The 12,557-nt window shown below is 61.3% G+C and carries 11 protein-coding genes and 2 pseudogenes; 8 read left to right on the forward strand and 5 right to left on the reverse strand.

All coding sequences use genetic code 11. From position 1 onward, the window contains the following. Positions 1 to 108: 108 nt before the first annotated feature. The 3 genes from L4923_RS02940 to L4923_RS02950 are packed head-to-tail and all read right to left on the reverse strand — an operon-like array spanning position 109 to position 3,738. Positions 109 to 1,257 (reverse strand): alanine racemase, encoded by a 1,149-nt coding sequence (locus L4923_RS02940; protein WP_239361920.1) that lies wholly within the window; start codon positions 1,255 to 1,257, stop codon positions 109 to 111. After that, positions 1,257 to 2,540 (reverse strand): D-arabinono-1,4-lactone oxidase, encoded by a 1,284-nt coding sequence (locus L4923_RS02945; protein ID WP_239361921.1) that lies wholly within the window; start codon positions 2,538 to 2,540, stop codon positions 1,257 to 1,259. The genes L4923_RS02940 and L4923_RS02945 overlap by 1 nt, the downstream gene beginning before the upstream one ends. A gap of 13 nt (positions 2,541 to 2,553) precedes the next feature. Beyond that, complete coding sequence (locus L4923_RS02950; protein WP_239361922.1) at positions 2,554 to 3,738, reverse strand: MFS transporter; 1,185 nt, start codon at positions 3,736 to 3,738, stop codon at positions 2,554 to 2,556. 130 nt (positions 3,739 to 3,868) lie between these two features. Here L4923_RS02950 and L4923_RS02955 point away from each other — a divergent pair, with 130 nt between their 5' ends. The 7 genes and pseudogenes from L4923_RS02955 to L4923_RS02985 form a co-directional block, all read left to right on the forward strand. Continuing rightward, positions 3,869 to 4,504, forward strand: a complete 636-nt coding sequence (locus L4923_RS02955) for a TetR/AcrR family transcriptional regulator (RefSeq protein WP_239361923.1) — start codon at positions 3,869 to 3,871, stop codon at positions 4,502 to 4,504. Between the two features lie 394 nt (positions 4,505 to 4,898). Then, positions 4,899 to 5,195, forward strand: a complete 297-nt coding sequence (gene groES, locus L4923_RS02960; RefSeq protein ID WP_019173599.1) for a co-chaperone GroES — start codon at positions 4,899 to 4,901, stop codon at positions 5,193 to 5,195. 57 nt (positions 5,196 to 5,252) lie between these two features. Then, positions 5,253 to 6,893, forward strand: a complete 1,641-nt coding sequence (groL, locus tag L4923_RS02965) for a chaperonin GroEL (protein WP_239361924.1) — start codon at positions 5,253 to 5,255, stop codon at positions 6,891 to 6,893. Between the two features lie 258 nt (positions 6,894 to 7,151). Continuing rightward, entirely contained in the window at positions 7,152 to 8,051 is a 900-nt protein-coding gene (locus L4923_RS02970; RefSeq protein WP_239361925.1) for an aminoglycoside phosphotransferase family protein, read from the forward strand. Positions 8,052 to 8,167: 116 nt separating this feature from the next. Beyond that, positions 8,168 to 8,629, forward strand: a complete 462-nt coding sequence (locus tag L4923_RS02975) for a carboxymuconolactone decarboxylase family protein (protein WP_239361926.1) — start codon at positions 8,168 to 8,170, stop codon at positions 8,627 to 8,629. After that, positions 8,629 to 9,053 (forward strand): annotated as a pseudogene (locus tag L4923_RS02980) (sigma factor); the annotation flags it as partial. The gene L4923_RS02975 and the pseudogene L4923_RS02980, both read left to right, overlap by 1 nt. Positions 9,054 to 9,158: 105 nt before the next feature. Continuing rightward, positions 9,159 to 9,698 (forward strand): annotated as a pseudogene (locus L4923_RS02985) (sigma-70 family RNA polymerase sigma factor family protein); the annotation flags it as partial. 70 nt (positions 9,699 to 9,768) lie between these two features. On the opposite strand, the gene L4923_RS02990 reads toward L4923_RS02985, so the two are convergent. Further along, complete coding sequence (locus L4923_RS02990; protein ID WP_239361927.1) at positions 9,769 to 10,530, reverse strand: SDR family NAD(P)-dependent oxidoreductase; 762 nt, start codon at positions 10,528 to 10,530, stop codon at positions 9,769 to 9,771. A gap of 362 nt (positions 10,531 to 10,892) precedes the next feature. Beyond that, positions 10,893 to 11,507, reverse strand: coding sequence for a TetR/AcrR family transcriptional regulator (locus L4923_RS02995; RefSeq protein ID WP_239361929.1), 615 nt, complete (start codon positions 11,505 to 11,507; stop codon positions 10,893 to 10,895). Positions 11,508 to 11,671: 164 nt separating this feature from the next. Here L4923_RS02995 and L4923_RS03000 point away from each other — a divergent pair, with 164 nt between their 5' ends. After that, positions 11,672 to 12,454 (forward strand): NIPSNAP family protein, encoded by a 783-nt coding sequence (locus L4923_RS03000; protein ID WP_239361931.1) that lies wholly within the window; start codon positions 11,672 to 11,674, stop codon positions 12,452 to 12,454. Positions 12,455 to 12,557 lie beyond the last annotated feature (103 nt).

Consider the following 12,557-nt stretch of genomic DNA (forward strand, 5'->3'; position numbering starts at 1 on the left):
CAAGGGATTGGCGGCGCCAGACGGCGTCAACCAAATTGTTGACTAAGTCAAATATATGGATGCCAAAAGCAACGATCAAGCCCCTCTCGACCATTAAACGATCATAAGTCAGCCCACCGGAAGAACCGGCCATTGCTCAATGATACGTCCTTGGGAAAACACGGCAATGGCACCGAACTGCTGCAGGACGGATTCGGACTGGGTTGGGCGCAGGAAGAAAAAATCGTCCGGGTATAGAGTCGTATTGTCGGGTAGCGCCATGAACTGCTGATTGGAGGATTGGCCAAGCGTCGCTTCCTCCCGCGCCCCGCTGGGAAAGACCGGCTTCGCCATCCACTTGCCACCGTAGATGTAGCAGCCGCGCCGCGGAAAACGCCCAAACGCCTGCAACATACGTCCAACGAAAGCCGGCCCTGGCATTTGCGCTTCCACCACTTTCAGCACCGGCGTTGCGATGAAGGCAGCGGGCTTGAAGCCGACCAGACCGGCCGTGTCGAAATCGCTTGGCAGGACAAAAGCCGAACCGATGGATACTTCATTCGCCTGCGTCCGCACGCCATGCAGCAGCGCTGTTTTCGAGCCGCCGGTGTTCAGGATCTGCCGCTCACCGGGCTCAAGACAGGCAACGAAGGTCTGGAATGCGGCCACAGATTCCGCCAGCGCTTTTTCCGGCCCGCCGAACAGTTTCGGAATATGCGGCGCATGGGCTTCGTAGCCCATGATGCCTTCGCAATGCAGCAGAGGATGCTGGCGCGCCCGCTGCAAAAATCGAGTCAGCGCGGCCGGTTCCGCAATACCGCCACGATGCAGGCCGACATCGACCTCGAAGGCAATGCGAAGGTCGCAACCCAGCGCCTCCGCCAGCACCATATATTGCTCCAGCCGCGCTTCCGTATCGATCAGCCAACAGACGCGTTTCCAGTCGTCATCCCTGCGCGACAGCACCTGTCGTGCGGCCTCAGCCGGCATTGGCTTGCCGAGCAGGAGATCCGCCTTCGGAAAAGCCTTGAGAACCACCTCGCTGATCGGCAGGTGAAAGGTCATGAACCGCGTAGAGCCAAGTGCATTGGCAATATGGGAAAGAAGCGGAAGGCAAGGCAGCGATTTGTCGACCAGCCTGAGTGCGAACTCGGGTGCCAGCTTCTGACGGGTCAGAGCGACATTGGCATCAAGCCGATCCAGGTCCAGAACGAGGCAAGGCTTGAACAGTCCTGCCTCGCGCAGCGCAGCCGTTATCGTCAGGAAATGGGCGTCCATCACTTCAACCCGAACAGGTCTGCCATATAGGGGGAAACAAAACGGCCTTCCGGGTCGATATCCCGTCTCACCGCCATCGCGTCCTTCCAGCGCGGATAAAGTTCCTCGAAATCCGCCGCCTTCAGATTGTGCATCTTCCCCCAATGCGGACGCCCGCCATATTTGCGGAAGATCGGCTCAGCGGCCCGCATGAAAGGCCGCGGATCGTTGGCCGCATCGTGGTGGATAGCGATCGAGCAAGTCGGGCGTCTGTAGAAAGGACTTAACCAGAACTCATCGGCCGCGACCGAGCGGACCTCCATTGGGAAATAGACCTCCGCAAAGCGCTTTTCGGTCAGTTCGACGATCTCGGCCAGCGCCTTAGGTCCTTCCTCGAAAGGCAGGTGATATTCCATCTCGTTGAAGCGGGTGCGGCGATCGCTGGCGTAGACGTTGAGCCAATCCTGTACATAGTCTTCCGCCGGCAGCCTGGCCATCACGGAGCGGATGATCATTCCGCGCAACCAAGGTGCCAAACGCAGCATCGTGCGCAACTTGCGCAGCGTCGCCAATCCCTCTTCATCCTCCTCCGGCGGCCGCGGGCTCACCGGCTTGTCGGACAGGTCGCTGGCAATGAATTGCGCATGGCCGGAGAACGGGACGTAGTAGAACTCCGCCGAGCGATGGGCGCCCATCATCGGCTCGAATTCGGCTAGCATCTCCTTGATCGGCAGCACCCATTTGCGCCGATGCAGCCTATAGGTCGGGATGTTCCTGAGCGCCACCTCGGTCAGCACGCCGAAAGCGCCAAGCGCCACGCCGGTAGCGTGGATCATGTCGCGGTCCTTGGTCAATGTCAGTTCGCGTACTTCGCCGCGCCCATCGACAAACTGCATCGCCTCGAGCTGTGTATGATAAGCGCCGAACCTACGGCCCGAACCATGGGTTGCCGTTCCAAGTGCCCCGCCGATTGCCTGCTTGTCGATATCGCCCATATTGGGCAGACCCTGGCCGATATCCTGCAGCAGCCGCATCAGCGAGCCGAGTTTTGTGCCGGCACGAACCCGCGCAACGTTGGCGGCTGTGTCGTGCGAAACCAGCCCTTGGAATTTCTCCAGCGACAGCATCGTGCCGTCCGTCAGGGCGAGCGGTGTGAATGAATGTCCTGCCCCGACCACGCGCAATGGACCCGGTGCCGTCTTCACCGCTTCGACAACACCATCGAGATTATCGGGGTTCAAAATCCGCCGTGGCGAGCCTTCTACGAAGCCCGACCAATTCGTCCAGCGTGCAGTGTCAGTCATGGCTGTCCTCGCCTCAGACTGCAGCGCGCCGACGCGCCAGCGCAACAAACAGGCCAAGCAACGCAACGGAGGCGATGACGCTGACAGCCGCGAATTCCGGCACAGCGCGGAAGTCGCCTTCATCGATGAGCAGCGAAGCGGCGACAGGCCCGAGCGCCAATCCGAACAGTTGCGCCGCGGGGACAAGAAGGGCTGCCATACGTGTTTCGTCCGCTGCGATCGCCAGCCGGATCTGATAGGGAACAACGAAGAGCAGGATAAAACCCATCGCCAGCGCGGCAGCCCAGAAAGCGGTCAACGCTGGCTTGCTGGCCAGCACCACGCACGCAAGCACCGCGACGACACCGACGCCGATGATGGCGACCCGATAGTTGATGCGTGCTTCGAACACGGTCGCCGTCATCGCACCCGAGATCTGCGCGGCCAGGCTCGCCGAGACAATCAGCCCAACCGTGCGGCCGTCGATGCCGTATTGGGCGCCGAGTGGTTCCAGGAAGGCCCAGACCGAGCCGAAGAACATGAAGTAGCAGAAGATGGAAAGCAGCGCGGTGATTGCGCCGGGTGTCAGCACATTCGAGAAATGTTCGTCCCTCGGCAGGTCTGCGTAATCATCGGCCACCGCTTGTGCAACCACGAGCGACAACACGCAAACCACGGCCAAGGCCATGAAACCACCACTTGCGCCGTAGGCCGGGATCACCGCAAGCGTGAGCAGCAGCGTCAGAACGCACTGGGCAAGGGTCTGCAACGATACGAAATAACCGCCGATGCGCTCCGCCTTGCGCGACCGCGCAATCAGTTCTGTTGCAACCGCCACCAACCCGCCCTCGGCGAGGCCAGCTGCGGCACGGGCAGCGATTAACATGTTTGCGCCCGCCGAGCGGGCCGTCCAGACATTGGCCAGTGCCAGGAGGATCAGCAGGATCGCGCTCTTTCCACGCATGTTGCGCGCCGGGAGCGCCATGGCCACGATGGCCGAGCCGATACCGATGGTGATCAGTTCGGCGGTTGCCACCAGTGCGAGTTCATCACCGGTGACATGACCTTGTGTGAATAGCGCCCCGAGCAGCACCGGCTGCAGACCGAGCACAAGCAGCCCAACGGAACCAACCCACAGGGATGCGGCAAGCTGCTGGCGTGTCGGATTGCCAACAAGCCAGTCTGCCTCTCCCCTATCCACGGAACTTGTCGAGTCCACAGGCGCCTCCCAACGTCCGTTGCCTCAAACCAAAAGCTGACACTCAATCAGCATCTTGAAAACTGATACATGATCATCTTTCCTGTCAATGCGGATTTGGCGACGGGCATTCAATGTGGACAGCCGGCTCATGAAACAGTCCAAGCGAGCAGCCGCTGGGTCGCAATTGCGGCGCCGGCCGAAACAGGAACGCAGCCGGGAGCGCATCGACGCGATCCTGGCCACCGCCAAGCGGCTGATCGGCGAGAAAGGCATTGACGCCGTGACCATGAAGGAGGTGGGCGCGCTAGCCGGCGGGCCGATTGCCACCGTCTATCACTACTTCCCCAACAAGTCGGCCATCCTGGCCACGCTCTACGAACGCTTTTCCGAAGTTACTCGGGCGCGTCAGCAGGAAATCGTCACCGACATCGATGGGTTGGACAGCATGATCGCCGCGTCCGATCGGATGCTCGACGATTATTACCAGCGCGTCGCTGGAGACCCCGCCATCCAGGACCTGCAGAACGCCATCCAGGCCGATAAGGCACTTCAGAATCTCGACATCGCCGAGACACATCATCAGGCCGATATCTTCTGCGGTCAGGTCATCCATCTGCTGAAGTACGAACGGCGTGACGAATTTCGACGCCTGGTGTTTCTGTTCTTTCAGCTCGCCGGCGGCGTCGTGCGGCTGGCATTGACACAAGACAGGGCGGAAGGACAGCGTACGCTCGACGACTACAAGTCGATCATTCACAGCCAGTTGCGCACGTTCTTCGACTAGCTGTGCGCTTTCAGGAGGTTGTCCATTCGGACCGGACCGGAGTTACCACGCTTCAGCATCATCGGAGGGTCCGAATGAACATCCACAAGGATGCCCGTCTTACGCCGCTGCGTCGAGCATGACCCATTTCATCAGCCCGTTCGTGGACGACATCTTATTAGCATGTTTTGCCCATATTGGATCGGTATCACCGACGAGCATCCTGCCGCGAAGGCAGCCTCCAGGATAAAACGCCGATTTCATGCGGCCAGATGCCGCGCCGCTCCTTGACTCTCCTCCGACACGGGATTATCTCACCGCCACGTTAGCACTCACCCATGGCGAGTGCTAACCGAAGGTCCGGCAGGGCCGGACGGAGGAAATTCTTTCTCACCTTTCGCACCGAGGAAATCAAATGGCAAAGTCGAAGTTCCGCCCGCTTCATGACCGCGTGGTCGTTCGCCGGGTTGAATCCGAAGAGAAGACGGCTGGCGGGATCATCATCCCCGACACCGCCAAGGAAAAGCCGCAGGAAGGCGAAGTCATCGCCGTCGGCTCGGGCGCTCGTGACGAGGCCGGCAAGCTGGTTCCGCTGGACGTCAAGGCCGGCGACCGCGTCCTGTTCGGCAAGTGGTCGGGCACCGAAGTGAAGCTCAATGGCGAAGACCTTCTGATCATGAAGGAATCCGACATCATGGGCATCATCGGCTGACCGCCTTTATCCGCACCATCCAATCTTGATTTCGGGCGCAAAGCCCAGGAGTAAAAAATGGCTGCTAAAGAAGTAAAATTCTCCCGTGATGCCCGCGAGCGCATGCTGCGCGGCGTCAACATCCTCGCCGACGCGGTGAAGGTGACCCTCGGCCCGAAGGGCCGCAACGTCGTCATCGACAAGTCGTTCGGCGCTCCGCGCATCACCAAGGACGGCGTCACCGTCGCCAAGGAGATCGAACTTGAAGACAAGTTCGAGAACATGGGCGCCCAGATGGTCCGCGAAGTCGCTTCGAAGACCAACGACATCGCCGGCGACGGCACCACGACCGCTACCGTTCTGGCCCAGGCGATCGTGCAGGAAGGCGCCAAGTCGGTTGCCGCCGGCATGAACCCGATGGACCTGAAGCGCGGTATCGACCTCGCTGTCACCGAAGTCGTTGCCGCTCTCGGCAAGGCCTCGAAGAAGATCAAGACCTCCGAGGAAGTCGCCCAGGTCGGCACCATCTCGGCCAATGGCGACGAGTCGGTTGGCAAGATGATCGCCGAAGCGATGCAGAAGGTCGGCAACGAAGGCGTCATCACCGTTGAGGAAGCCAAGACCGCCGAGACCGAGCTGGAAGTCGTCGAAGGCATGCAGTTCGACCGCGGCTACCTGTCGCCTTACTTCATCACCAACCCGGACAAGATGATCGCCGAGCTCGAGGACGCCTACATCCTCCTGCACGAGAAGAAGCTGTCCAATCTGCAGGCCATGCTCCCGGTTCTCGAAGCCGTCGTGCAGACCTCCAAGCCGCTCCTCATTATCTCGGAAGACGTCGAAGGCGAGGCTCTGGCCACGCTGGTCGTCAACAAGCTGCGCGGTGGCCTGAAGATCGCTGCCGTCAAGGCTCCGGGCTTCGGCGACCGCCGCAAGGCCATGCTGGAAGACATCGCCATCCTCACCGGTGGCCAGGTCATTTCGGAAGACCTCGGCATCAAGCTCGAAAGCGTGACGCTCAACATGCTCGGTAAGGCCAAGAAGGTCCGTATCGAGAAGGAGAACACCACGATCGTCGACGGCGCCGGCAAGAAGGCCGAGATCCAGGGCCGCGTCGCCCAGATCAAGCAGCAGATCGAAGAAACCACCTCGGACTACGACCGTGAGAAGCTCCAGGAGCGTCTCGCCAAGCTGGCTGGCGGCGTTGCCGTTATCCGCGTCGGCGGTGCGACTGAAGTGGAAGTGAAGGAAAAGAAGGACCGCGTTGACGACGCCCTGAACGCCACCCGCGCTGCGGTGGAAGAAGGCATCGTTGCAGGCGGTGGTGTTGCCCTGCTGCGCGCCACCCAGGCCATCAAGTCGGCCGGCATCAACGCCGACCAGGCTGCTGGTATCGCGATCGTCCGTCGTGCCCTTCAGGCTCCGATCCGTCAGATCGCCTCGAACGCCGGCGCTGAAGCTTCGATCGTTGCTGGCAAGGTGCTCGAGAACAAGGGCGCGACCTACGGCTACAACGCCCAGACCGGCGAATACGGCGACATGATCGCCTTCGGTATCGTCGATCCGGTCAAGGTTGTCCGTACCGCCCTGCAGGACGCCGCTTCGGTTGCCGGCTTGCTGGTCACCACCGAGGCCATGATCGCCGAAGCTCCGAAGAAGGACGCCCCGGCTCCGGCCATGCCTGGCGGCATGGGCGGTATGGGCGGCATGGACTTCTAAGTCCAGCCAACCGGCTCAAGCTTACGAAGGGCGGCAGAAATGCCGCCCTTTTCTTTTGCCGACCCGGTTTCAGCGCTATATTTGCGACGCTTTCGGCTTCAGAACAATTTTCATGATCTGTCTGTAAGTACCAGCAACGATATGGTTTTTTAACGAAATCCATCTACGCCTGCCCTTCTCAGGCAATATCCGGGAAAGGGCGACAGAAATGTCGCCCTTTCTTCTTTTGCAAGGTGCTCCACGCACCGGAGGACAGCCATGTCGGGTACATCCGAAGTCACTGTCGAAATCGACACAACGCTGGTGCGACGGCTGGTCGGCACGCAATTTCCACAGTGGGCACACCTGTCGATCCGCAAGGTCGAGCCGGGCGGCTGGGACAATCGCACTTTCCTGCTGGGTGACGAAATGAGTGTGCGGCTGCCGAGCGCGGCTGGCTATGCAGCACAGGTGGCCAACGAACAACGCTGGCTGCCGAAGCTTGCACCGCAACTGCCACTGCCGATCCCCAAGCCGCTCGCAATGGGCAAGCCCGGCGAAGGCTATCCCTGGTCATGGTCGATCTATGGCTGGCTGGAGGGGGAGCCAGCAACGGACGAACGCATCGGAGACTTCGGCGAATTCGCTATCGACCTGGCAGGTTTCCTCGCCGCACTCCATCGGATCGACGCTGCCGAAGGCCCGCCGGCCGGACCGCAGAACTACTTCCGGGGAGGTTCGCTCACTGTTTATGACAGCCAGACGCGGGAAGCACTCCGCTTGATCGAGGGCAAGATCGACACAAAGGCGGCTCGAGCGATCTGGGAAGAGGCGCTCGCCACTGAATGGCAGCACTCGCCCGTCTGGGTCCACGGCGACATTGCCTGGGGCAATCTCCTGATGAAGGATGGCAAGCTGTCTGCCGTTATCGACTTCGGCAGTTCGGCGATCGGCGATCCAGCCTGCGATCTGGCGATTGCCTGGACACTGTTCCGAAACGAAAGCCGCCGTGCCTTCCGCAACGCCTTGCCCCTCGATGACGGCACCTGGGCGCGAGGCCGTGCCTGGACGTTATGGAAGGCAATGATCACTGTTTCGGGCCAGATCAGCCGCAGTGCCGAGGAGGTCGCCCTGGCAATGCGGATCATCGATGCAGTGTTCAGTGACTACCGACCTTGAGGTTGAACACAGAAGTGGGCAAGAGCCGGCGGTAGAAAATTTTCGGCGGATGTCACGCGACGCCACCGCTGCCTCGTCCTGGTTTCGGGAATGCCTCGAAACTGAAAGGACGAACCATGCAACCCAGACTGAACCCCTTCGCCGCAGCGCCGGACCTCATCAAGCTGCTGACTGATTTCGGTACGGCCATCACCGAGACCGGCCTGGAGCCGTCGCTCATGGATCTGGTCAAGGTGCGTGCCTCGCAGATCAATGGCTGCGCCATGAACCTTGGGCTACACACGCGCGTCGCCCGTGCTCACGGCGAAACCGAAGAGCGGCTTTACCTCCTGGATGCCTGGCGGGCTTCCCCGTTGTTCAATGCACGGGAACGCGCCGCGCTCGGCTGGACCGACACACTCACTCTTGTCTCCGAAACACACGCACCCGATGATGTCTATGCGGCACTGAAAGCCGAATTCAACGAAGAGGAACAGGTGCGGTTGACCTTGCTGATCGTCGCCGTAAACGGCTTCAACAGATTGGGCATCGGCTTCCGCCTCAGCGAAGCGCCCTCGCCGGCCCGTCAGGCTGCCTGATGGCATCCGCTCCGGAGGAGGATGCTGCCGCGTCGTTCAATTCGCAACGCGCAAAACTCGCTCGCATCGCCTATCGTATGCTGGGCTCCGTCGCTGATGCCGAGGATGTGGTCCAGGAGACCTTTCTGCGCTGGCTGGCTGTGGACCGCGCCGCGGTGCGGGAGCCGGAAGCCTATCTTCGCCGCATCGTCACGCGTCTCAGCCTTGATCTGCTCAAATCCGCACACCGGCGACGCGAGACCTATGTAGGCCCATGGCTGCCGGAACCGCTGGTGGCAGACGTTTCTGGCGACATCGATGACATTACCTTGCCCTTGATGTTGGCGGGGGGGGGGGGGGGGGGGCCCCCGCCCCCCCCCCCCGCCGGCGGGGGGGGGGGGGGGGGGGGGCACGCGCCAGCGGCCGGACCACCCCAGCCGGGCGGGCCCTCCCCCCCCCCCCCCCCCCCCCCCGCCGCCCCCCCCGCCCCCCCCCCCCCCCCCCCCCCCCCCCCCCCGCGGGCGCCCCCCCCCCCCCCCCCCCCCCCCCCCCCCCCCCCCCCGCCGCCTTCCTGCTTCACGATGTCTTCGGAGCAGACTTCGACGAAGTCGCAGAAACCATCGGCAGGGATATCGCTGCCTGCCGGCAATTGGCGACCCGCGCCCGCATACATGTGAGGGCGGCACGGCCACGCTTCGAAATGTCCGGCAAGCAAGGCCTGGAGATCGCCATGGCGTTTTTCCAAGCCTCACGCCAAGGTGACATGCGCCGGCTAAGATCACTGCTGGCCGCCGATGTGGTGGCGCAGTCGGACGGCGGCGGCCGGAAACCAGCCAGTGAGCAGCCGATCGTTGGTGTCGAAGCGGTGATGAGCGTACACCACGCCCTTGTTTCGATCTTTGCAACGACCGGATCGGAGCTTCGTCGTTATTGCTTCATCAACGGGCTGCCGGGATTCGTCACCATCGAAGGCGGCGACACGTTGCAGACCACGGCACTGAAAATCGAGAATGGCGAGATCTGCGCGATCTATATCGTGCGCAACCCGGACAAGCTACGCCACCTGGGAACTGCCGCACAGCTGCACTGAAGGAGAGAAAGTCACTCCAACTGCAACACCCGGATACCTTTCCTATCCGCCCCTGCGCGGTCGCTCCGGCTCAGCGTTCCTGGTCAGTCGGACGGATCAGGATCTCGTTGACGTTGACGCGTGGCGGCTGTGTCACCGCAAAGAGCACGGCTGCGGCGATATCTTCCGACTGCAACGGCTCCATTGCTGCCCGGCGCTGCTCGAGATTGGCCTTCATGCCGGGATTGGTGATGTGATCGCCGAGTTCTGTTTCGACCATGCCCGGCTCGATCACCGTAACGCGTACCTTGTCGGCGTACACTTCCCGGCGCAGTGCTTCCGAAAAGGCAACGACACCGAACTTGGTTGCCGCGTAGCCTGCCGCGCCCGGATTGGCGACACGGCCTGCCACCGACGACACGTTGACGATGTGGCCTTTGCTCTCCTTGAGATGAGGAAGAGCTGCCCGCGTCAACTCCATCAGCGCAACCAGATTGACTTCGATCATCTGCCGCCAATCCTCCGAATGTGCTTCAGAGACAGGCGACAGAAGCATGACGCCGGCATTGTTGACAATGATGTCCAACCGCTTGCCATGCGCCAGCACGTCGTTGACGAGGCCCTGGGCACTGTTCGCACGGGCGATGTCAGCCTCGATGGCAAACACCTTGCCACCTGCCTTCTCGATGCGCTCCGCCAGCGCCTTCAACCGCTCCGCCCTGCGGGCCACGATCGCAACGTCAGCTCCGGCCATGGAGAGCGCCAGCGCCGTCGCTTCGCCGATTCCGGAAGAAGCACCGGTGACAAGAGCCACCTTGCCCGCGAGCGGGCGCGCGGAAACAGTAATCGTCATGTCTCTGCTCCTGGAAAAATCGACGCCCCGCATCGCTGCGCTATCTAGCGCGCATCCCGAGCGCTGACAGGGCAGACTTCAGATTTTCCAGCGTTGGTCTGCATTGGCGATTTTTCCCGCACCGTCGCCGCTCGCATCGCCGAGCACCACATCCATGCCGAAGATGGTTGTTGGCCACGCGAAGCCGACCATATGGGCTGCCTCCGGCTTTCTGCTATCGAGTCCGTGCTTTTTATAGATCGGTGTTTCGTGCTGATGGCTGTGAAAGATGGCAATGACATTGCAAGCTTTCCAACACGGCCGGCTGCACCTACCGCCGCGCACCTCCAGATCGAGGATGGCAGCCGATCGGCCTTGGAGGCCTAATTCAGCATGTCCCTCCCACTCTCGCCCAGCTCTCTCGCGCACAGCCGTAACAGACTGGAATCCTGCGCGGTTTTTGCCATGGACATGGCACCCGAATAGAGCGCGACGACGCTAGCAGCGAACCGCTCGGGATCAACGTCGATCTCACGCCCGGCTTGCTGGTCGGCCCGCATCTTGTCGGCGATCGCGTTTCGCCACTCTTCAAAGATACCGGCGAGAACGGCTCGGAAATCCGGATCGGCCAGGGACAGCTCATGCGCCAGGTTGTTGAGCGGACAGCCCCGCACGAAACCTTGCCGCTCCAGCCTGTCCGCGACGGCAGCGAAGACCAGCCTGACGCCATCACGCGCCGAAACTGCGTTCTGCAGCGGCTCCATCCAGGTGCGGCGCACCACCTTGGCGACGCGTTCTTCGATCACCGCCAGCGCAAGCGCCTTCTTCGTTGGAAAATGATGGTGCAGCGCGCCGCCGCTGACACCGGAAGCAGTCATCACGTCACCCAGGCTCGTGGCGTGGAAGCCTCTCGTCTGGAAAAATTCCGCAGTTTTGTCGAGCACGCGCTGGCGCATGCCTTCCGGATCGTTTGTGCGTTTCTGGCGTTCAGACGGCATTGGCGATCGCCCTTTCGTTGATCGATCCTTGCCCCGGTTCAGCCATTCCACATGAAGCACACGGACTGTCAGGAGGTGATCACGGCGACACAAGTATCAGGTTGACAAAACAGGGCAACCGGTTTGTTTATAAACAGGATGATCACCCTGTTTTGGAGTTGCACGTGACGGCCCTTGATACCGCACTGCCCGCTTCCGGCTCGGCCATGGATATTTCCGTCGTCGAGTTGCGACGCTACGCATTGATCCCTGGCCAGCGCGAAACCTTGATCGAATTGTTCGACCGCGAGTTCATTGAGACCCAGGAAGCAACCGGCACCAAGATCATCGGACAATTCCGCGACCTCGGCAGGCCCGACACATTCGTGTGGCTACGCGGCTTTTCCTCGATGGACGCACGGCGACAGAGCCTGGGAGCGTTTTATGGCGGACCGATCTGGGCACGTTACAAAGACCAGGCCAACGCCACCATGATCTCTTCGGATGATGTCCTGTTGCTGAAACCAGCTTGGCCAGGATCCGGATTCGATCTGGGCGGCTTAAAACGACCCCTCGTTTCCAGGCAGGCTACCGACGACACGGGGGCAACAAATCCCGCGTCCGAGCGCCTGCTGGCCTCCGTCAGCATCGAAATCCACCATCTCGAACCAGGAGCTGAAGCCGATTTCGCGGCCTCCTACCGGACGCTGGCTGCACCCGCTCTGAGAGAGGCGTCCGCTTGCCTTCTCGGCGCTTACGTCACCGAGCCTGCCGAGAACACTTTCCCTCGCCTGCCGGTGCGCGAGAACAAGAACGTCTTTGTCTCCATCATTGGCCTGAACAGGCAATCCGACATCCCACCGGTCATGCCGGACCCATGGAGCCAGTTCAGCAGCCGGCGTTTCGTCTTCGCAAGAACCATCGAAACGCTGTGGCTCTCGCCCACTTCACGATCGCTGCTCCGTTAGGCAGCAGCCCCGTTGCCTTCAACCGATTTGGTTCGCGACGCTGCGCAATCTCCGCTTGAAGCGTTTTGTGCAACGCGATAGGCCCTTGCCACCGCATCAGATT

The sequence above is a fragment of the Terribium retamae genome (assembly GCF_022347545.1).
GTDB lineage: Bacteria > Pseudomonadota > Alphaproteobacteria > Rhizobiales > Rhizobiaceae > Mesorhizobium > Mesorhizobium retamae.